The organism is Rubellimicrobium arenae (genome assembly GCF_017916275.1).
Classification (GTDB): domain Bacteria; phylum Pseudomonadota; class Alphaproteobacteria; order Rhodobacterales; family Rhodobacteraceae; genus Rubellimicrobium; species Rubellimicrobium arenae.
Map to the genome: position 1 here is coordinate 140,374 of NZ_JAFMST010000009.1, position 18,164 is coordinate 158,537.

Sequence of the window (18,164 nt, forward strand, 5' to 3'; positions counted from 1 at the left end):
TCAGGCCAGGACCTGGGCCATGACCTGGCCCAGGTCGCGTTCCTGGAACGGCTTCTGGAGAAGCGGCTGGTCCGCGAACCCGGGCGGCACGCCCGCCGCGCCATATCCGGTCGCAAAGGCAAAGGGGATGCCACGGCGACGGAGCTCCTCGGCCACAGGGGTGGTGACCTCGCCCGCGAGGTTCACGTCGAGGAGCGCCGCGTCCACGGGCTCGGCGCTCAGAAGCTCGATCGCGCGGTTCACCCGCGCCGCCGGCCCCACCACAGTCGCCCCCAGGTCGGTCAGGATGTCCTCGATCAGCATGGCGACGATCATCTCGTCCTCCACGACCAGGATCCGCTTGCCCGCGATTCCCGCAGGCCCCGTCTCCGTCATTCGTTCCCCTCCGTTGGCAATGGCGCATCCAGGCGGCAGATAACGCCTGATGCGCAATAGTCTATCTCGACCTCGCCCCCAAGCTCATTGGCGAGGCCATGCTCGATGAGCCGCGATCCGAAGCCCTGACGCGTGGGCGGCTCGACGGAAGGCCCCCGGGACTCGGCCCAGACAAGGCGGAGGCGCCGTTCCCCCGCCATGCGGGTGGCCTCCCAGCTCAGGTCCACATGTCCGTCCGGGCCGGACAGGGCGCCGTACTTGGCGGCGTTGGTGGCCAGTTCGTGAAAGGCCATCGCCAGCGCCAGGACGATGCGCGGCGGCAGCCAGAGCGCTGGACCCCGCAGGGACAGCCGGGCGGGATCGGTGCTGAACGGCGTCAGGGCGCGGCGCGCGAGGTCGTCCAGGCGGGCCCCCTCCCAGCTCTGCTGCGTGAGCACGTCATGCGCCCGGGCCAGCGACATGAGCCGCGCCTCGAAGGCCTTGCGGACGGCCCGGTCCACCTGCCCCAGCCGGAACGACTGGGCCGCGAGGGACTGCACCGTCGCCAGGGTGTTCTTCACCCGGTGGTTCAGCTCGTTGACGAGCAGGGCCCGCCGCTCTTCGGCGAGCTTGCGGTCGGTGATGTCCGCCACCGAGCCGATGTAGCCCATGAACGCCCCCTCGGGCGAATGGCGCGCCGTGGCCGCATCGAGCACCCAGGCCCAGCTCCCGTCGGCGCGGCGCAGGCGATATTCGGCCCGCTCGGGCCTTTGGCCGGTCCGGATCATGTCCCGGGCGGGGGGAACGTCGTCGGGATGCATGGCCGACAGGTAGCCCAGGCCCAGCGCCTCGGCGGGCGGGCGCCCCGTGAACTCGCGCCAGCGGCGGTTCACATAGGTGCAGCGCCCCTGCGCGTCGGTGGTCCAGATCATGACGGGCGCGCTGTCGGCCATGTTGCGGAAGCGGGCCTCGCTTTCGCGCAGGGCGGCTTCGGCATGGCGCTGGGTCGTGATATCGCGCGAGATCGCGAGCAGCCGGGCGGATCGGCCCTGCGGGTCCATGATCGGAGAGATGACGACGTCCCAGAAGCGCGGGCTGCCGGTTTCGGTCGGGGCCTGGGCGCGGAACGACCCCACGCCGCCGCTCCGGGCCGTCGCCAGGGCGGCCTCGGCCAGGCGGCGGGCCGCGGGGGGCCAGAGCCGGACCCAGGATTCCCCAGCCAGCCGGCCGAAGTCCCCGATCTCCTTCACGCGCTGCCCCCCCTCGCTCATGAAGCGGAGCTGGCCGTCGAGGTCGAGCACCTCGATGCAGTCGTTCGACGCCTGGAGGATGTCCCGGATGAAGGCTTCGCTGTCCCGCAGGGCGCGGGTGGCGCGCGCGGCCTCGATGGCGGCGCAGGTCCGCTCCGCCACCTCCCGCAGGAGGTCCGCCTCGTCCTCCGACCAGTTCCGGGGGCTTGCGGAGTGAACGAACAGGACCGCCGCGAGGCCCCGGGGGCGCAGGACCGGGGTGGCCACGTGCGCGCGGACTCCGAGGGCGCCATAGGCGGAGCGATGCGCGGGATCGAGCCGTGGGTCGGTGGCGACATCGCGGACCACGGCGGGCCGCCCCGACCGCAGGGCGCCCGCAACGAAGGCGCCGAAGCTGTCGAGCCGATGCACGCCCGTGACGGAGGAACTGCCATCCGTCCAGTCGCCGCCCACCACGACGGCCTCGCCCGGGGAGTCGGCTTCGGCGAAGCCGCACCGTGCGAGGTTCAGATGGGGTCCAAGGCGGCTCGAGGCGGCGCAGGCGATCGCGGCCGGATCGTCCAGGTCGCGCAGGGCGTCGCTCAGATCCGCGAGGAAGGCCTTCCGGGCGGCCGCGGCGCGAAGCACCGCATCCGCCTCCTCCCCCGGGAGCCGGACGGCTTCCGCCCCGAGGGTCGCCACGCAAAGGAAGCCGCAGGCCGTGCCGTCCGCTTGGAGGACGGGACCCAGGGCGAAGGTCACGGCGACCTTCTCCGGCCCCTGCCCGCGGTCGATGGGCAGGACGCGGGTTTCCGTCCGGGCCTCGCCGCGCCGGGCCGCGGCCAGCAGGTCGCGCAGGTCACCCGCCGCGGCCCAGACCTCTCCGGCGGGACGGCCCGGCTCGGGATGGTGGCCCAGGATGGTGCGGCAGGCCGGGTTGCACAGGCAGGCGGCCTCGTCGCCCCAGCCGAGCCACATGGGCTGGGGGGACGCCATCGCCAGGGCCGCCGCGGCGCGCAGCGGCGGCGGCCACGGCCCGGTGATCGAGGACAGGTCCCGGTCAGGCCAAGGGGGCGCGGCGCCTTGGGCGGACTCCGCCTCCGTCCGGTGCATGGCGTCCGCGTCTGTCATGCCTTGGGTCGCCCCCGTCCCCTTGACGCAGGGATATAGCCCGCGCGCCTGCGGCGACAAACCCGCTCAGCGCCGCCCGATTCGCGGCTCGGTCCCCGCGAGCAGGCGGGCGATGTTGGGGCGGTGTCGGATCAGGATCAGCGCCGCGAGGCCAAGGGCCAGGAGCGCCACCTCCCCCCATCCGAGGAGAACGGCCCAGAGCGGGGCGAGCACCGCAGCGACCAGCGCGGCCAGCGATGAGATGCGGACAAGGACGGCGGTCGCGAGCCAGGTCAGGCAGGCCGCGATCCCGATCGGCCAGGCGATCGCGAGGAGCACGCCCAGGAAGGTGGCCACGCCCTTGCCGCCCCGGAACCCCAGCCAGACCGGGAAGCAATGGCCCAGGAAGGCCGCGAACCCGGCCAGTTGCGCCGCATCCTCGCCCGCGAGCGCCCGGGCCAGGAGCACCGCGACCGCCCCCTTTCCCCCATCGAGCAGCAGGGTCGCGAGGGCCGCGCCCTTCCGGCCCGTCCTGAGGACGTTCGTGGCGCCGATGTTGCCGGAGCCGATGGCCCGGATGTCCCCCAGGCCGGCCGCGCGGGTGATCAGCACGCCGAAGGGGATGGAGCCCAGCAGGTAGCCGAACAGCGCCCACAGGAGGAGGACCCCGAAGGGCGAAAGGACCTCAGGCATCATTGTTCCTTCGCGAGGGGCCAGACCCGTTGGCCGGCCACCCATGTGCCCCGGACGCGGCCCTGCAGGCGGGCGCCGTCGAAGGGCGTGTTCTTGGACTTGGAGCGCATCGTCCAGCGATCGAGCACGAAGGGCGCGTTCATGTCGAACAGGACCAGGTCCGCGGGCGCCCCCCGGGCGAGTCGTCCGGTCGGCAGGCCCAGGCGGGTCGAGGGGTTGAGCGAGAGCGCCCGGAACAGCTGCGGCAGGCCGATGCGCCCGCCGTGGACCAGCCGGAGCGCGGCGGGAAGCAGCGTTTCCAGCCCGACGGCCCCCGGGGCCGCGGCCTCGAAGGGAAGGCGCTTGGATTCCTCGTCCTGCGGGGTGTGCATCGAGCCGAGGACGTCGATGAGGCCCGAGGCCAGGGCCTCGACCGCGGCTTCCCGGTCCTCTTCCTGCCGAAGGGGCGGCACGAGCTTGAAGAAGGTGCGGTAGTCGCCCACGTCGAAGTCGTTGAGCGTCAGGTGGTGGACCGAGATCCCGGCCGTGACGTCGAGGCCCATGGCCTTGGCCCGCTGCAAGGACGGCAGCGCGGCCGCCGTCGTCACCTGGTCGGCGTGGAGCCGCGCGCCCGTCATTTCGACAAGGGCGAGGTCGCGCTCGAGGCCGATCCGCTCGGCCATGGGGCTCGCGGCGGGCAGCCCGCGCAGCGAGGCGAACTTGCCCGAGGTCATGACGGCGCCACGCGACAGGCCGGGGTCCTGCACATGGGTCACCACCAGGGCCCCCAGGCTCCGGGCGTAGGTCAGGGCGCGGGACAGCACGCGCGTATCCTCGACCACGCGGTCGCCGTCGGTGAAGGCCACAGCGCCGGCGTCGCGGAGGAAGCCGATCTCGGTCATCTCGCGCCCCTCCCGGCCCTTGGTCAGGGCGGCCATGGGAAGGACCCGGACAGGCGAGTCCTGCGCCGCGCGGCGGGCGACGAACTCGAGGATCTCGGGCGTGTCGATGGCGGGCAGGGTGTCCGGGCGGGTCACCAGGGTCGTCACCCCGCCCGCCGCCGCGGCAAGACCGGCGGTGCGGAAGCTTTCCTTGTGACGCTCCCCGGGTTCGGAGACCTTGACGCCCCAGTCCACGATGCCGGGGGCGAGATGGCGGCCGTCGCCGTCGATCACCTCGGCAAAGCGGTCGAGGCTGTCGGGCGCGGCAGGCAGGATCTCGGCGATGGCGCCATCCCTGAGCACGAGCGCGCCGGGTGATTCGGTGCCCGCCCCGGGGTCGACGAGGATCACGTTCCGGATCAGCGTCGTCATGCCAGGGACCCGCCTGCCGGTGTCATCATCGCCCGAACCCCCGTTCCGTCGCGCCGCACCTCCCCTATACCGCGCAGGCCCGCCGTCGCAAGGCGGCGGTCACCGTGGCGGCAGGGCGCGCGTGACCGCCAGCGCGGCGTCGAGGAACCGGCGGCGCAGGAGATCGTCGCCGCACAGGTCGGGCGGGACGCGGACCCAGCCGGGCATCGGACGCGCCCCGGCCCGGAGCGGCGTGACCCCGGGCAGGTCCAGCGCCCAGCCGTCGCCCCCGCGCCCCAGGCGGACCATCAGCCCGTCGTGCCGGATGCCGCAAAGGAGATGCCCCCGGTGCAGGATCGCCAGGCCGCCGAACATCGGCGCCTCGGTCAGGTCGTCCTGTTCGCCCAGGTCGTCGCGCAGGACCTCTTCCAAGCCTTGGTCGCGGGCCATCGTTCCCTCCGTCGTGACGGGCGGAACCCGATCCACCCCCGGAACATTATAGGAACACAACCGGCATCGGAGAACGGAAAAATGGCCGACGCGAACACCAAGACGCATCCCGAGGGCAACGCCGAGAAGGATCCGCAGGACTGGGTCACCGGCGACGAGCCGATGACGGGAGCGCAGGCCTCGTACCTGAAGACGCTGTGCGAGGAGACCGGCGAGGACTTCGACGAGACGCTCACCAAGGCCCACGCCTCCGAGATGATCGACCGGCTCAAGGAGAAATCGCCCCGGCTCGGGCATGACGGGGGCACCGGCAAGGGCCGCTGAGGCGCCGGGCCCCGGCCACGAACCCGGCCCGGGGCTCGGATGAGGCAGGACACGGCGCGGATCTTCTGGCAGGGTGCGGGTCATGCCGCCCTTGCCGCCGAGGTGACCTCATGGACCCCCGGATGACGCGCCGCACTGCCCTGTCCACCGGAGCCGGCCTTTTGGCCGCGCCCGCCCTGGGCCAGCCGGCCTGGGAGCCGGGCCTGTCGGGGCACGTCAAGGGCCCGCCCGTCTGGCGCGACTACGATCAGGCGGAACTCGATGCCGCCTACGACCAGGAGGCCTACCAACCCCATACGGACGTGGTGAACGGGCGGCTGTCCTCGCTCAGCTTCGACGTCCGGATCCGGCGCGGCTGGCCCGAGCGGATCGCCTATGGCGACCATCCCGACGAGGGGCTCGACCTGTACCGGGCCACCCGCCCGGGCGGGCCTGTCTTCGTGTTCATCCATGGCGGGATCTGGCGCTTTCTCGATGCGGCCATGTCGGGCTTTGCCGCCGAGATGTTCCTGGACCGCGGCGCGCATTTCGTCGCCCTCGACTTTTCCGACGTGGCCGAGCGGGACGGCGACCTTGGCGTCCTGGCGGACCAGGTGCAGCGCGGCATCGCCTGGGTGGCGCGCAACGCCCCGGCCTTCGGGGGCGATCCGACGCGCATCCATGTCGGCGGACATTCCTCGGGCGGGCATCTCTGCGCCGTGGCGCTGGCCACCGATTGGCCGGGCCGGTTCGGGCTGCCCCCGGACGTCATCAAGGGCGGTCTCTGCATGAGCGGGATGTACGACCTGGAGCCCGTGCGGCTGTCCTGGCGCAGCCGCTACATCGCCTTTACCGACGCCCTCGAGGCGGCGCTGAGCCCGCAGCGCCACGTGGGCCGGATCACCGCCCCGGTGGTGGTGAGCTACGGCACCCGCGAGACGCCCGAGTTCCAGCGGCAGGCGCGCGACTTTGCTGCCGCGCTGGAAGGGGCCGGCAAGCCCGTGCGGGTCGTCATCGGGCAGGACTACTTCCACCAGGACATGTGGGAAACGCTGGGCAACCCTTATGGCCCGAACGGGCGCGCCGCGCTGGAGTTGATGGGACTCGGGGGCTAGGCCTCGCCCACCGCCTCGCGGCCGCGGGCCTGACGCAGGTTGCGGGCCAGGAGGTCCATGGCCGCCATGCGCACGGCCACCCCCATCTCCACCTGCGTCTGGATCACCGACCGGTTGATGTCGTCGGCGATGGTGCCGTCGATCTCCACGCCCCGGTTCATCGGGCCGGGATGCATGACGATGGCGTCGGGGGCCGCGTGGCCCAGCTTTTCCGCGTCGAGCCCGTAGCGGTGGAAGTATTCGCGCTCGGAGGGCACGAAGCCTCCGTCCATCCGTTCCTTCTGGAGACGGAGCATCATCACCACGTCGACGCCCTGCAGCCCGTCCTCCATGTCGTGGAACACCTCGCAGCCGAAGGCGTCGATGCCCGGGGGCATCAGCGTCGGGGGACCGACGAGACGGATGCGGTTCTCCATCTTGTGGAGCAGCAGGATGTTGGAACGCGCGACACGGCTGTGGGCGATGTCGCCGCAGATGGCGACCGACAGGCGGTGGAGCCGTCCCTTGGCGCGCCGGATGGTGAGCGCGTCGAGGAGCGCCTGGGTGGGATGCTCGTGCCGGCCGTCACCCGCGTTCAGGACCGCGCAGTTCTGGACCTTCTGGGACAGGAGATCCACCGCGCCCGACATCGGATGGCGCACCACGAGGAGGTCGGGCCGCATCGCGTTGAGCGTCAGGGCCGTGTCGATCAGAGTCTCGCCCTTCTTCACCGACGAGGCGGCCACGCCCATGTTCATCACCTCGGCCCCGAGCTTCTTGCCCGCGAGCTCGAAGCTCGACTGCGTGCGGGTCGAGGGCTCGAAGAACATGTTGACCTGCGTGAGCCCCGCGAGCGCGTCGCCCCCCGGCAGGCCCTTCCGGTTCCGTTCGGCGTAGGTGTCCGCCAGATCGAGGAGGGTCGTGATCTCGATCGGGTGCAGCGGTTCGATGCCGAGGAGGTGGGGCTGGCGGAACGGCATGGGGACCTCCTCGGGGCTGCGCTGGGATGTGCTTTACGTCAGCCGGACCACGCCTGCCAGAGGAGGCGCAGCGCCAGCGCCACGGAGACGACCACCAGGAGCGGGCGGATCATCCGCGCGCCCACCCGCACCGCGAGCCGCGCGCCGACCTGTGCGCCCGCGAATTGCGCCGCCCCCATGCAAAGGCCCACCAGCCACCAGGGCTGCGCCACCAGGGCGAAGACCAGCATGGAGCCGACGTTGGAGGCGAAGTTCAGGAGCTTGGTATGGGCCGTGGCCTTGAGGAGGCCATGGCCGCGCAGGGCCACGAAGGCCAGCATGTAGAAGCTGCCCGTCCCCGGCCCCAGCACGCCGTCGTAGAAGGCGAGGCCCGGAACGGCGGTGGCATTGAAGGCGGCGGGCGTCATCCGCTCGTGCCGGTCCTCGTCGTCGAGCCCCTTGCGGAAGCCGAAATAGAGCGCGACCGCGATGAGGAGCACGGGCAGCACGGCGCGGATCGCCTCGGCCGGCAGGTGCGAGGCCACGAGCGCCCCGCCGCCCGCGGACAGCGCCGCCACAAGGGCGGGGCCGATCTGGCGCCGCGGCTCCACCTGTCCGGCGCGGGCGTAGTGGATGACCGCCGAGGCGGTCCCGAACATGCCCTGCAATTTGTTGGTGGCGAGAGCCGTCACGGGCGGCGCCCCGGCGAGCAGGATCGCGGGAAGCGCGAGCAGCCCGCCCCCGCCCGCGATGGAGTCGATGACGCCCGCGACGAAGGCGGCGAGGACGAGGAGGAGCAGGATCTCGGGGCTGATGGGGAGCAGGTCGACGGGGAGCAGGCCGGGGGGGAGCATCAGGCGAAGTCCTCGCGGGCGTAGCCCTGGAGGTAGAGGAGCGCCGTCAGGTCCCCGTGGTTGACGCGCAGGCGGCATTCGGCCTGCACGGCGGGTTTCGCGTGGAGCGCCACGCCCGCGCCGGCGAGGCGCAGCATCCCGAGGTCGTTCGCCCCGTCGCCGACCGCGAGGACGTCCTGGGGACCGAGCCCGATGCGCGCTGTCACCTCCTCCAGCGCGGCGACCTTGGCCTCGCGGCCGAGGATGGGCTCCGCGACCTCGCCGGTGAGCCTGCCGTTCGCCGACAGGAGGGTGTTGGCGCGGGCCTCGTCGAAGCCCAGATGGGCGGCGACGGGACGGGCGAAGCTCAGGAAGCCGCCCGAGACAAGCACGGCGTGCGCGCCATGGGCCTTCATGGTGGCGAGAAGCGTGGCGCCGCCGGGCATGTAGGTGATGCGGTCGCGCAGGACCTCGGCGACGACGGTCTCGGGGAGGTCCTTGAGGAGGGCGACCCTCTCCCGCAAGGCCCCCTCGAAGCCGATCTCGCCGTTCATGGCGCGGGCGGTGATGGCGGCAACATGCTCGCCCACGCCGGCGACGACGGCCAGTTCGTCGATGCATTCCTGCTGGATCATGGTGGAGTCCATGTCGGCCAGCAGCATGCGCTTGCGCCGGTTCACGGCGGGCTGGAGAAGGAGGTCGATGCCCTGGCCTTGGCAAGCCTCCCACGCAGTCCAGAGATCGGCGGGCTCGGATTCGACCTCGAACTCGGCGGCCTCCTGGGGGGCGAGCCAACGGAGGGGACCGCCAGTCCAGCGGGCGCGGAGGTCCGCGACGAACGAGTCCGGGAGGCCGCCTGCGGGGGCGATCAGGGTAACGACTTGCATACGAAGTTTCCGATCGTAGTCGCGGGCCCTGGGGCGAGGGCGCGTTTGCGGCGCCTTAGCCCCATTTCGCGGCTTGCGGAACCCCGGAGCGCGGGCTTACCCCTTGCGGTGGGACACCCCTCCCCAACGAGGGGCCATATACCTGGAAGGGTAGCCATGACGCATGAGCAGCCGCAGGCCACGCCTGCGAACCCCCGTTTCTCCTCGGGCCCCTGCGCGAAACCCCCCACCTGGAGCCTTGATGCGCTGGCGAACGCCAGCCTGGGCCGGTCGCACCGCGCCGCCGAGGGCAAGGCGCGGCTGAAGCGCGCCATCGACCTCACCCGCGAGGTGCTGCAGGTTCCTGACACGCACCGCATCGGCATCGTGCCCGCGTCCGACACGGGCGCGGTGGAGATGGCGATGTGGACCATGCTGGGCGAACGCCCCGTGGAGATGGTCGCCTGGGAATCGTTCGGCGAGGGCTGGGTCACCGACGCCGTGAAGCAGCTCAGGCTCGATGCGCGAGTGCACCGGGCGGATTACGGGCGGATCGTGGACATGGCGTCGCTCGATTACGACCGGGACGTGGTGTTCACCTGGAACGGCACGACCTCGGGCGTGCGGGTGCCGTCGGGGGACGCGATCCCGGCCGACCGCAAGGGCCTGACGATCTGCGACGCGACCTCGGCGGCCTTTGCGCAGGAGCTGCCGTTCGACAAGCTCGATGTGGTTACCTTCTCTTGGCAGAAGGTGATGGGCGGAGAGGCGGCGCATGGGGTGCTGATCCTGAGCCCCCGCGCGGTGGAGCGGCTGGAGTCGTTCACCCCCGACCGGCCGCTGCCCAAGATCTTCCGGCTGACCTCCAAGGGGAAGCTGATCGAAGGCATCTTCCAGGGCGAGACGATCAACACGCCCTCGATGCTCTGCGTCGAGGATTGGATCGTGGCGCTGGAGTGGGGGACGTCGATCGGTGGCCTTCCTGCGCTGATCGCGCGAGCGGATGCGAACGCGCAGGCGGTCTGGGACTTCTGCGACGCGCGGCCGTGGATCGCCAACCTTGCCGAGGACCCGGCGACGCGGTCGAATACCTCGGCCTGCCTCAAGTTCACCGACCCGCGCATCACGGATGGCGCGGGTTTCGCCAAGGCGGTCGCCAAGCGGCTTGAGACGGCGGGCGCGGCGCTGGACGTCGGCGCCTACCGTGACGCCCCCCCCGGCCTGCGGATCTGGTGCGGCGCGACGGTGGAGCTGGCCGACGTGCAGGCAATGCTGCCCTGGCTCGACTGGGCGTTCCACCAGGAAATCGCGAAGCTGGCCGCCGCGGCCTGACGCCCCGGGGCCACGGCCCCTTTCCCGCGGCGGGCGTCCGGCCCGCCCCTTCCCCGACATTCCCTTTCAGGAGCCCCTCATGGCCCCCCGCGTGCTCATCTCGGACGAACTCTCGACCGCTGCCGTGCAGATCTTCAAGGATCGCGGCGTCGAGGTGGATTACCAACCCAAGCTCGGCAAGGACAAGGACGCCCTGCTGGCGATCATCGGCAACTACGACGGCCTTGCCATCCGGTCGGCCACCAAGGCGACCGAGAAGCTGATCGCCGCTGCCGCCAACCTCAAGGTCATCGGGCGGGCGGGGATCGGCGTGGACAACGTCGATATTCCGGCGGCGTCCAAGAAGGGCATCATCGTGATGAACACGCCCTTCGGGAACAGCATCACCACGGCCGAGCACGCCATCGCCATGATGATGGCCGTCGCGCGCCAGATCCCCGAGGCCAACGCCAGCACGCACGCCGGCAAGTGGGAGAAGTCCCGCTTCATGGGCGTGGAGCTGACCGGCAAGACCCTGGGCGTCATCGGCGCGGGCAACATCGGCGGCATCGTCTGCGACCGGGCGCGCGGCCTGAAGATGAAGGTCATCGCCTACGACCCCTTCCTGGGCGAGGAGCGGGCGAACCAGCTCGGGGTCGAGAAGGTCGAGCTTGACGACCTGCTGCGCCGCGCCGACTTCATCACGCTGCACGTGCCGCTGACCGACCAGACCCGCAACATCCTATCGCGCGAGGCCATCGCCAAGCTGAAGCCCGGCGTGCGGATCGTGAACTGCGCGAGGGGCGGGCTCGTGGACGAGGAGGCGCTGGCCGAGGCGCTCAAGTCCGGCCATGTCGCAGGCGCGGCCTTCGACGTCTTCGCCGTGGAGCCCGCGACGGATTCGCCGCTGTTTGGCCTCCCCAACGTGGTGGTGACACCGCACCTCGGCGCCTCGACCACCGAGGCGCAGGAGAACGTGGCGCTGCAGGTGGCCGAGCAGATGTCGGATTATCTGCTGACGGGCGCGGTGACGAACGCGCTCAACATGCCGTCCGTGACCGCCGAGGAAGCGCGGGTCATGGGTCCGTGGATCCGACTGGCCGGGCATCTGGGCAACTTCGTGGGCCAGATGACGGACGAGCCGGTCAAGGCGATCAACGTGCTTTATGACGGGATCACCTCCACGATGAACCTCGCCGCGCTGAACTGCGCGGTGATCGCAGGGATCATGCGGCGGGCGAACCCGGACGTGAACCTTGTGTCGGCGCCGGTGATCGCGCGGGAGCGGGGCATCCAGATCTCGACCACCCGGCAGGACCAGTCGGGGATGTTCGAGGGCTACATCAAGGTCACCGTGGTGACCGAGGTGCGCGAGCGGAGCGTGGCCGGGACGGTATTCTCGGACGGCAAGCCCCGGTTCATCCAGATCAAGGGCATCACCGTGGATGCCGAGATCGGGGCCAACATGGTCTACACCACCAACGAGGACGTGCCCGGCATCATCGGCGCGCTGGGCCAGACCATGGGCGAGAACGGCGTCAACATCGCCAACTTCACCCTGGGCCGGTCGCACCGCGGCGGCGAGGCCATCGCGATCCTCTACGTGGACGACCCGGTGCCCGAGCCGATCCTCGACAAGCTGCGGCGGACGGGGATGTTCAGCCAGGTCAAGGCGCTTCAGTTCGACATGGCCTGACAGCCGCCCTCCCCTGGCGCGGCCTAGCCGCGGGCCAGGGGCGAGTCCGCATAGGCCTCGAGGAGGTGGGCAGGGTCGCGATAGACCGCGACGCAGCCCGCCGCCCGGAGCGCCCTCTCCGGGAAACCCCCGCACAGCACGCCGAGCGAGGCGAGGTCCGCCCCCCGCGCGGCCTCGGCGTCGTAGGGGGTGTCGCCGACCACCATCGCAAGCCGCCGGTCGGGCAAGCCCAGCTTGCGGAAGGCGGCGTCGAAGATGTCCGGGAACGGCTTGGAGCGGTCGCCGTCGTCCGCCGTCGTTTCCACATCCAGAAGATCGGCGATGCCCAGGACCTCCTTGTAGTGCGCCACCTCGTCGGCCTTGCCCGAGGAGGCGAGCGCGATCCTCTGCCCCTCGGACCTGATCCGCTCGAAGAGCCCGCGAACCCCGGGAAAGGGCTTGGCGCGGTCAAGGTAGTCGCGGGTGAAGAGTTCGGCCCGGGCGTCCTCCATCTCCTGCTGCTTCTGGGCCAGAAGGTCCGGCGGCACGAGCCCGGGAAGGAGCTGGTCGCCGCCCTTGCCGATCTGGCGGCGGATCTCGTCGAAGGTGGCGTCCACGCCAAAGCGGCGCAGGATCTCGACCCAGGCCTCCGCATGAAGGTCGACGGTGTCCACCAGGGTGCCGTCGACGTCGAAGATCACGGCCTCGGGTCGGGTCATGGGAGCCTCTCGGGATGCGGGTTCTCCCAACCCGCGGCATCGCCGGACGTTCCCCGTCAGTAGCCGGTCATCTCCAGGTAGCCGACGCCATCGTGCGATCCGGTGACGGCCACGGGTCCCTCCCAGTAGGGAACCGAGGTCGCCATCCAGGCCTGCGGGTTCAAAGCCTGCACCGTCACGTCGAGACCCCGGTCGGGGAGCGTCACGTGCCAGGTCGTCGGCACCTCGCGGTCCGCAACCTCGCTCCGGTCGCCGGGCTCGGCGGCGAAGGCGCCGTTCGGGAAGGGGGTCGGCGTGCCGTCGGCGGCGATCCAGGTGGCAGCGGTGAAGGGCTCGCCCTGGTCGGCGCGCAGGCGAAAGCCCATGAGCTTGTCGCCACTTTCGAACGAGAGGGAGAACCAGTCCCAGCCCACCTGCCGGTCGGCCAGCGGCTGGGACGACCATTCGCGGTCGAGCCAGGCGGTCCCGCTGACCTCGACCTCGGCCTCGGGCAGGTGCAGCGTGCCCCGGATCGCGAAGAAGGGCTGGGAGTAGTAGTTGGAGGCCTGGCCGTCCTCGGACTTGACCGAATAGCCGCGGTCGCCCTGCAGGACGATGGGCCCCTGCGCCGTCAGCTGCATGTCGTAGCCGAAATCGGGGCCTTGGGCGGTCAGGGTGGCGGCCTGGAGGTTCGGCCCGGCCATCCGCCATTCGTCGATCCAGGCCTCGAAGGGATCGGCGACGACGCCCGCCTGCCCGGTGCCGCCGCGGGCGAGGCGTTCGGTGACGAAGTGCCGGTCGGGGGTGGTGACGGCGGCGTGCGCCATCCAGACCTGCGCGTCGGGTGCGCCACCCGGGGCGAGTGCGCTGCGGAACAGCGTCCATTGCAGGCCGTAGGGGGTGCCGTCCTCGGCCGACAGGTTGGCGGTGACGTACCACCATTCGATCCGGTAGTCGGGATGCGCGCCATGGTCGCGGGGAAAGGCGAAGGCCGTGCCCGGTTGCGGAACGGCGTAGCCCTCCGTGTCGGCGCCCAGGCCTGCGAAGCCCTGCGCGCCCGCCGCGAACGGCCAAAGCCCCAGGAGAAGGAGCGCCCTAGCGTTCATCCGAAAAGACCTTGAGCAGGACCGAGGGCGGGACGCGGGCCAGGCGCAGCGCGGGCCAGGCCGCCGCCAGGGCTGCCGCGACCAGCGCAAGCGCCAGGAGGCGCAGCCAGTCCAGCGGAAACAGGAACATGGGAAGCTTCCAGCCGAACGCCTCCACGTTCACGACGGCGAGCAGGACCCAGGCCAGGGCAAGGCCGAGCGGCAGGGCCGCCAGCGCGGTCAGCGCCGCGAGGCCCACGGCCCGCAGGAGCTCCAGCTGGCCCAGCGTCGCGCGGCGGGTGCCCAGCGCCCAGACCGGAGCCAGTTGCGGCAGCCGGATGCTGGCGAGCGTGAGGAGCGACATCAGCAACGCAAAGCCCGCCACGGCCAGCGTCAGCACGTTCAGGGCACCGGTCACGGTGAAGGTCCTCTCGAAGATCCCGAGGGAGATGGCCTTGAGGTTCGCCTGGTTCACCACCCGCTCGGGATCGAGGCCGGCCTCCCGCACCAGACGCTCGGACAGGGCGGGCACGTCCCCGGGCGGGACACGCAGGCCAAAGCTCAGCGGGGTCACCTCGGGGAAGGTCGCGCGGAACAGACGCTCGGTCAGGATCGCCTGTCCGACCGGGTTCCCGTAATCGCCATAGATCCCGAGGATGGGAAGGGCGAGGCCATCCGCCACGTCGAGTCGGTCGCCGACCGCCAACCCCGCGCGCCGCGCGAGCTGCTCGTTGACGAGCACTCCCTCGCCCGCGGCAAGGCGGTCCCAGGGATCGGCCGTGGCGGACAGGAAGCGCCAGTTCTCGCGGTAGGTGGGATCGTCGCGCAGGATCTGCACCTCGGACGGCAGGCCGGCGAGGGTCCGTTCCACGGAGGCGATGGGCAGGACGCGGACGCCGTCGGGAAGGATGGCGAGGAACCGCTCCGCCTGCTCGGGGTCCGAGACCCCGACATAGAGCTCGGGCGCGAGCCGCTGATCGAGGAAGGCCACGAAGGTCTGGCGGAAGGACGAAACCATCGTGGACACGCCGACATTGGCCGCCATGGCCAGGAGCAGCGCCATGAGGGCCAGCGACAGGCCCGGCAGCTCGGCCCGGCTGTCGGCCCAGATCCATTGCGGCAAGGGACGCCGGGCGAGGCGGGCGCCCAGCGCGAGGACCCGGTCCAGCAGCAGCGGCAGCAGCAGCGCCCCCCCGATCATCAGGCAGCCCAGGCAGGCGAAGCCCCCCACGAGTCCCCCGCCCCATGCTCCGATGGCCAGGGCGGCCAGCAGGAGAGAAAGCCCCGCGATCCCCTGGCGGCGCGCGCGCCGCGCGGCCCAGCTTGCGCCCGCCCGGCGCTGCCCGCCGGCCAGGATGGGCATGGTCGCAAGCCGGTGGAAGGCGCTGGCCGCCGCGACGGCGGTCCCGGCCAAGGCGATCGCCATCCCGGAAAGCGCCCAGAACGGCCGGAAGGTCAGGGTGCCCGCGACCTCGGCCCCATAAAGGCCCCGCAGGGTGCCGGCCACGTCGGGCAGCAGCGCCGCGGCGATCAGGTAGCCCAGGAGCAGGCCGAGCCCCCCCGCCACCACGGCGAGGAGCGCCAGTTCCAGAGCCATGAGGCCGATCAGCACCGCCAGCGGCATTCCCATGGCGCGCAGGGTGCGGACGGTGGCCCGGCGCTGCTCGAAGGCGAGCCCGACCGCCCCGTGGACGATGAAAAGGCCCACCGCGAACGAAAGAAGGCCAAAGGCCGTCAGGTTCAGGTGGAAGGAGTCGGTCAAGGCTCCGACATCCGTTTCCTCCGCAGGCTCTTGGAGGCGCAGGCCCGGGGCGACCTCGGCCAAGGGCGCTTGCCGGCGTGGCTGCGCGGGCGCGAGAATGAGGCTGGTGAAGCCCTGGACGCCCAGGAGGCGCTGCGCCGTGCGGATGTCGGTCAGGACCGTCCCGGGGGCGGCGTCCTCGGAGGCGATGGGGGTCGCGCCGGTCCCGGGCAGGTCGGCCAGGACCTCCTCGCGGGCCAGGAGGGCGCCGTTCTCGGACAGGAAGGCCTGGAGGTCCCCGGTGCTTGCCGCACCGATGGAGCCCAGGTCCCCCGGCGCGGTCAGCGGGTCGACGCCGAGCAGGCGGGCGGGGCCGAGCCGCCCCTCGACCACTGGGCTCGCCAGCCATCCGGCGCGCCGCAGGGCCACCCAGGTGTCCTGCGTGATCGAACCGCCCTCCGGCGGCAGGAGCCGGGCCAGGCGCCCTTCCCCCAGGGTGTCGGCGGCCTCGGCATAGGAGGCGCGGGCCTCGGTGTTGATGGCCTGAACGCCGGACCAGAGCGCCGTGGCCAGCGCCAGGCCCGCGATCAGGGTAAAGAGCTGGAGAAGGTGGCGCCGCCAATGGGACAGGAGCGCCTGCAGCCCGGCGGCGATCATGCGACCCGGCCGCCCCTCAGGTGGACCCGGCCGTCCATGCGCTCGGCCACCCGTTCGGAGTGCGTGACGGTGAGGAGCGAGGCCCCCGTCTCGGCCACCAGGTCGAGCATCAGCGCGAGGACGGCCTCGGCGGAGGCCTCGTCGAGGTTGCCCGTGGGCTCGTCGGCCAACACGAGCCGCGGCCGGGCGGCAAGGGTCCGGGCGATGGCCACGCGCTGCTGCTGGCCGCCCGAAAGCTCCTCGGGATACTTGCGGAGCTGGGGGGCCAGGCCGAGCCGGTCGGCCAGCTCCCGCTCCCACTGGGGATCGCGGCGGCCCTTGAGGCGGGCCTGGAAGGCGATGTTCGCCCCCACGTCGAGCGAGGGAACGAGGTTGAACTGCTGGAACACCACGCCCACCGCGTCGCGGCGGAGCGCCGCCCGCCCCCGGTCGTCCAGCGTGGTCACCTCGATGTCGCCCAGACGGATGCTCCCGGCGTCGGGCCGATCGAGCCCCCCGATGAGATGGAGGAGCGTGCTCTTGCCGCTGCCGGACTCGCCGGTCAGGGCGAGCGTGCGCCCCGGCCCGAGGTCGAGGTCGGCGCCACGCAGGACGGGGATGGGGCCATCCGGGCCTGGAAAGCTCTTTCGGACGTCCCGGACGGACAGGAGCGCGGGCGCCGTCACCGGGGCGGTAGCCTCCGGAGGCGCGGCAGCAGCGCCGACAGGACGATCGTCAGCACGGCCCCGAAGACTGACAGGATCCAGAACAGGCCCTCCTCTCCGACCGCTCCGAGGATAGGACGCAGCGCGATGGGGCCAAGGGTCCCGCCCAGAAGGCCCGCGCAGAGCACGGCGGCCCCCATGCGCGGGTCCGGGCCAAGCAGGCGCATCGACCAGACGAAGAAGGCGGGGAAGCCGATGGCCGCGAAGGCGCCCGACAGGACGAAGCCCCAGGCGGGGGAGACGAAGGCCGCCAGCGCCGTGCAGGCGGTGACGCCGGCCACCGCGCCCAGGAAGGTCAGGTCGGGCGGCAGGCGGTGGCTCACGGCCGCAAGGCCGAGCCGGCCCGCCACGAAGGCCACGAAGAAGACGGACACGAGCCGCGCGGCGTTCGGCTCGGAGAAGCCCAGATCCACGAGGGCGGAGGCCCCGTAGCCGATCAGGTCGGCCTCGAGCACGATCGCGCCGAACAGGAACAGCAGGATCAGCAGGCGCGGCCCGAGGGGCGGCAGGCCCAGCGGCGCCCCCCGGAAGGGCTCGGGCCGGGTCAGGGCCATGGCCAGGGCCGCGAGCCCGGCCACGGCCCAGAAGACGGCGGGCGGCGCGCTGCCGGCCCAGAGGAAGATCAGGGGCGACAGGATCGAGCCCAGGCCGTAGACGCCGTTGACCAGGGCCACCATGCCGGGCCCCCGCGCCCCGAACTCCTGCAGGAAGCGGCGGTTCACGGACACCGACAGGACGCCGTAGCCCAGGCCGGCCACGAAGCCGCCCAGCAGCAGGAGCCCCCAGGTCGCCCCGAGCGCCAGCCCCACGGCGCCGAGCGTCACGGAAGCCAGCGATGGCCGCATCGACAGCCCGGGCACGCCCAGGATGCCTGCCACGACCGCCAGCACCGCCCCCGCGTTGTAGGTGGCGAGCAGGGTGCCGCCCTGGCCGTCGGCCAGCCCGAAGCTGTCGGACCAGACGGGCAGCGCCACCCCATACAGCGCGGGCAACATGCCGAGCAGGAAGAAGGACAACGCCCCGGAGGCGAACAGGCGTGAGGCAAGGCCCGCGGGGGCGGTCCCGCCGGACGGGGCGGTGGGCGCGGAGGTCACGGTTCGGGGATCCTTGAGGGAGGACGCGGGGCTGTTC

General features: G+C 71.8%; 17 protein-coding genes. 4 read left to right on the forward strand and 13 right to left on the reverse strand.

Features of this window, described 5'->3' with window-relative positions; translation table 11 throughout:
• The 5 genes from J3P31_RS15755 to J3P31_RS15775 all read right to left on the reverse strand — a co-directional run bounded on the left by J3P31_RS15755 (nt 1) and on the right by J3P31_RS15775 (nt 5,107).
• A complete protein-coding gene (locus J3P31_RS15755; RefSeq protein ID WP_210529435.1) occupies nt 1-375 on the reverse strand; it encodes a response regulator in 375 nt (124 codons plus the stop codon).
• Complete coding sequence (locus J3P31_RS15760) at nt 372-2,714, reverse strand: PAS domain S-box protein (protein ID WP_210529436.1); 2,343 nt, start codon at nt 2,712-2,714, stop codon at nt 372-374. Before J3P31_RS15760 ends, J3P31_RS15755 begins: the two co-directional genes overlap by 4 nt.
• A gap of 66 nt (nt 2,715-2,780) precedes the next feature.
• The gene (plsY, locus tag J3P31_RS15765) at nt 2,781-3,386 is read right to left on the reverse strand and encodes a glycerol-3-phosphate 1-O-acyltransferase PlsY (protein WP_210529437.1); all 606 of its coding nucleotides are present in this window, start codon (nt 3,384-3,386) and stop codon (nt 2,781-2,783) included.
• Nucleotides 3,386-4,678, reverse strand: coding sequence for a dihydroorotase (gene pyrC, locus J3P31_RS15770; protein ID WP_210529438.1), 1,293 nt, complete (start codon nt 4,676-4,678; stop codon nt 3,386-3,388). Before pyrC ends, plsY begins: the two co-directional genes overlap by 1 nt.
• 99 nt (nt 4,679-4,777) lie before the next feature.
• Nucleotides 4,778-5,107 carry a TfoX/Sxy family protein gene (locus J3P31_RS15775; protein ID WP_210529439.1) on the reverse strand — a complete coding sequence of 110 codons (330 nt, stop codon included), beginning with the start codon at nt 5,105-5,107 and terminating at the stop codon, nt 4,778-4,780.
• Nucleotides 5,108-5,188: 81 nt separating this feature from the next.
• Between J3P31_RS15775 and J3P31_RS15780 the strand changes: the two genes are divergently transcribed.
• Together J3P31_RS15780 and J3P31_RS15785 are read left to right on the forward strand one after the other, a co-directional pair.
• On the forward strand, nt 5,189-5,431 hold the full coding sequence (locus J3P31_RS15780) for a DUF3072 domain-containing protein (protein ID WP_210529440.1): 243 nt from the start codon (nt 5,189-5,191) through the stop codon (nt 5,429-5,431).
• Nucleotides 5,432-5,553: 122 nt separating this feature from the next.
• On the forward strand, nt 5,554-6,525 hold the full coding sequence (locus J3P31_RS15785) for an alpha/beta hydrolase (RefSeq protein ID WP_210529441.1): 972 nt from the start codon (nt 5,554-5,556) through the stop codon (nt 6,523-6,525).
• Here J3P31_RS15785 and J3P31_RS15790 read toward each other — a convergent pair.
• The 3 genes from J3P31_RS15790 to serB are packed head-to-tail and all read right to left on the reverse strand — an operon-like array spanning nt 6,522 to nt 9,183.
• Nucleotides 6,522-7,484, reverse strand: coding sequence for an aspartate carbamoyltransferase catalytic subunit (locus J3P31_RS15790; RefSeq protein WP_210529442.1), 963 nt, complete (start codon nt 7,482-7,484; stop codon nt 6,522-6,524). The two genes, J3P31_RS15785 and J3P31_RS15790, sit on opposite strands and share 4 nt — an antisense overlap.
• Nucleotides 7,485-7,522: 38 nt before the next feature.
• Complete coding sequence (locus tag J3P31_RS15795) at nt 7,523-8,287, reverse strand: TSUP family transporter (RefSeq protein WP_210529494.1); 765 nt, start codon at nt 8,285-8,287, stop codon at nt 7,523-7,525.
• A gap of 29 nt (nt 8,288-8,316) precedes the next feature.
• On the reverse strand, nt 8,317-9,183 hold the full coding sequence (gene serB / locus J3P31_RS15800; protein ID WP_210529443.1) for a phosphoserine phosphatase SerB: 867 nt from the start codon (nt 9,181-9,183) through the stop codon (nt 8,317-8,319).
• Between the two features lie 156 nt (nt 9,184-9,339).
• On the opposite strand from serB, the gene J3P31_RS15805 reads away from it, so the two are divergent.
• Nucleotides 9,340-10,494, forward strand: coding sequence for a phosphoserine transaminase (locus J3P31_RS15805; RefSeq protein WP_210529444.1), 1,155 nt, complete (start codon nt 9,340-9,342; stop codon nt 10,492-10,494).
• 79 nt (nt 10,495-10,573) lie between these two features.
• Complete coding sequence (serA, locus tag J3P31_RS15810) at nt 10,574-12,169, forward strand: phosphoglycerate dehydrogenase (protein WP_210529445.1); 1,596 nt, start codon at nt 10,574-10,576, stop codon at nt 12,167-12,169.
• Nucleotides 12,170-12,192: 23 nt separating this feature from the next.
• On the opposite strand, the gene J3P31_RS15815 is transcribed toward serA, so the two are convergent.
• The 5 genes from J3P31_RS15815 to J3P31_RS15835 are packed head-to-tail and all read right to left on the reverse strand — an operon-like array spanning nt 12,193 to nt 18,127.
• Entirely contained in the window at nt 12,193-12,867 is a 675-nt protein-coding gene (locus J3P31_RS15815; protein ID WP_210529446.1) for an HAD family hydrolase, read from the reverse strand.
• 56 nt (nt 12,868-12,923) lie between these two features.
• Nucleotides 12,924-13,952: a lipocalin-like domain-containing protein gene (locus J3P31_RS15820; protein WP_210529447.1), complete on the reverse strand. Its 1,029-nt coding sequence runs from the start codon at nt 13,950-13,952 to the stop codon at nt 12,924-12,926.
• Nucleotides 13,942-16,329, reverse strand: a complete 2,388-nt coding sequence (locus tag J3P31_RS15825) for an FtsX-like permease family protein (RefSeq protein WP_210529448.1) — start codon at nt 16,327-16,329, stop codon at nt 13,942-13,944. The genes J3P31_RS15820 and J3P31_RS15825 overlap by 11 nt, the downstream gene beginning before the upstream one ends.
• Nucleotides 16,326-16,994, reverse strand: coding sequence for an ABC transporter ATP-binding protein (locus J3P31_RS15830; RefSeq protein ID WP_210529449.1), 669 nt, complete (start codon nt 16,992-16,994; stop codon nt 16,326-16,328). Before J3P31_RS15830 ends, J3P31_RS15825 begins: the two co-directional genes overlap by 4 nt.
• The gene (locus J3P31_RS15835) at nt 16,991-18,127 is read right to left on the reverse strand and encodes an MFS transporter (RefSeq protein ID WP_210529450.1); all 1,137 of its coding nucleotides are present in this window, start codon (nt 18,125-18,127) and stop codon (nt 16,991-16,993) included. Before J3P31_RS15835 ends, J3P31_RS15830 begins: the two co-directional genes overlap by 4 nt.
• Nucleotides 18,128-18,164: the final 37 nt, after the last annotated feature.

Coding starts and splice junctions, on each gene's coding strand:
- J3P31_RS15755 (WP_210529435.1), bottom strand. CDS start 375: ATGACGGAGACGGGGCCTGCGGGAATCGCGGGCAAGCGGATCCTGGTC.
- J3P31_RS15760 (WP_210529436.1), bottom strand. CDS start 2,714: ATGACAGACGCGGACGCCATGCACCGGACGGAGGCGGAGTCCGCCCAA.
- plsY (WP_210529437.1), bottom strand. CDS start 3,386: ATGCCTGAGGTCCTTTCGCCCTTCGGGGTCCTCCTCCTGTGGGCGCTG.
- pyrC (WP_210529438.1), bottom strand. CDS start 4,678: ATGACGACGCTGATCCGGAACGTGATCCTCGTCGACCCCGGGGCGGGC.
- J3P31_RS15775 (WP_210529439.1), bottom strand. CDS start 5,107: ATGGCCCGCGACCAAGGCTTGGAAGAGGTCCTGCGCGACGACCTGGGC.
- J3P31_RS15780 (WP_210529440.1), top strand. CDS start 5,189: ATGGCCGACGCGAACACCAAGACGCATCCCGAGGGCAACGCCGAGAAG.
- J3P31_RS15785 (WP_210529441.1), top strand. CDS start 5,554: ATGACGCGCCGCACTGCCCTGTCCACCGGAGCCGGCCTTTTGGCCGCG.
- J3P31_RS15790 (WP_210529442.1), bottom strand. CDS start 7,484: ATGCCGTTCCGCCAGCCCCACCTCCTCGGCATCGAACCGCTGCACCCG.
- serB (WP_210529443.1), bottom strand. CDS start 9,183: ATGCAAGTCGTTACCCTGATCGCCCCCGCAGGCGGCCTCCCGGACTCG.
- J3P31_RS15805 (WP_210529444.1), top strand. CDS start 9,340: ATGACGCATGAGCAGCCGCAGGCCACGCCTGCGAACCCCCGTTTCTCC.
- serA (WP_210529445.1), top strand. CDS start 10,574: ATGGCCCCCCGCGTGCTCATCTCGGACGAACTCTCGACCGCTGCCGTG.
- J3P31_RS15815 (WP_210529446.1), bottom strand. CDS start 12,867: ATGACCCGACCCGAGGCCGTGATCTTCGACGTCGACGGCACCCTGGTG.
- J3P31_RS15820 (WP_210529447.1), bottom strand. CDS start 13,952: ATGAACGCTAGGGCGCTCCTTCTCCTGGGGCTTTGGCCGTTCGCGGCG.
- J3P31_RS15825 (WP_210529448.1), bottom strand. CDS start 16,329: ATGATCGCCGCCGGGCTGCAGGCGCTCCTGTCCCATTGGCGGCGCCAC.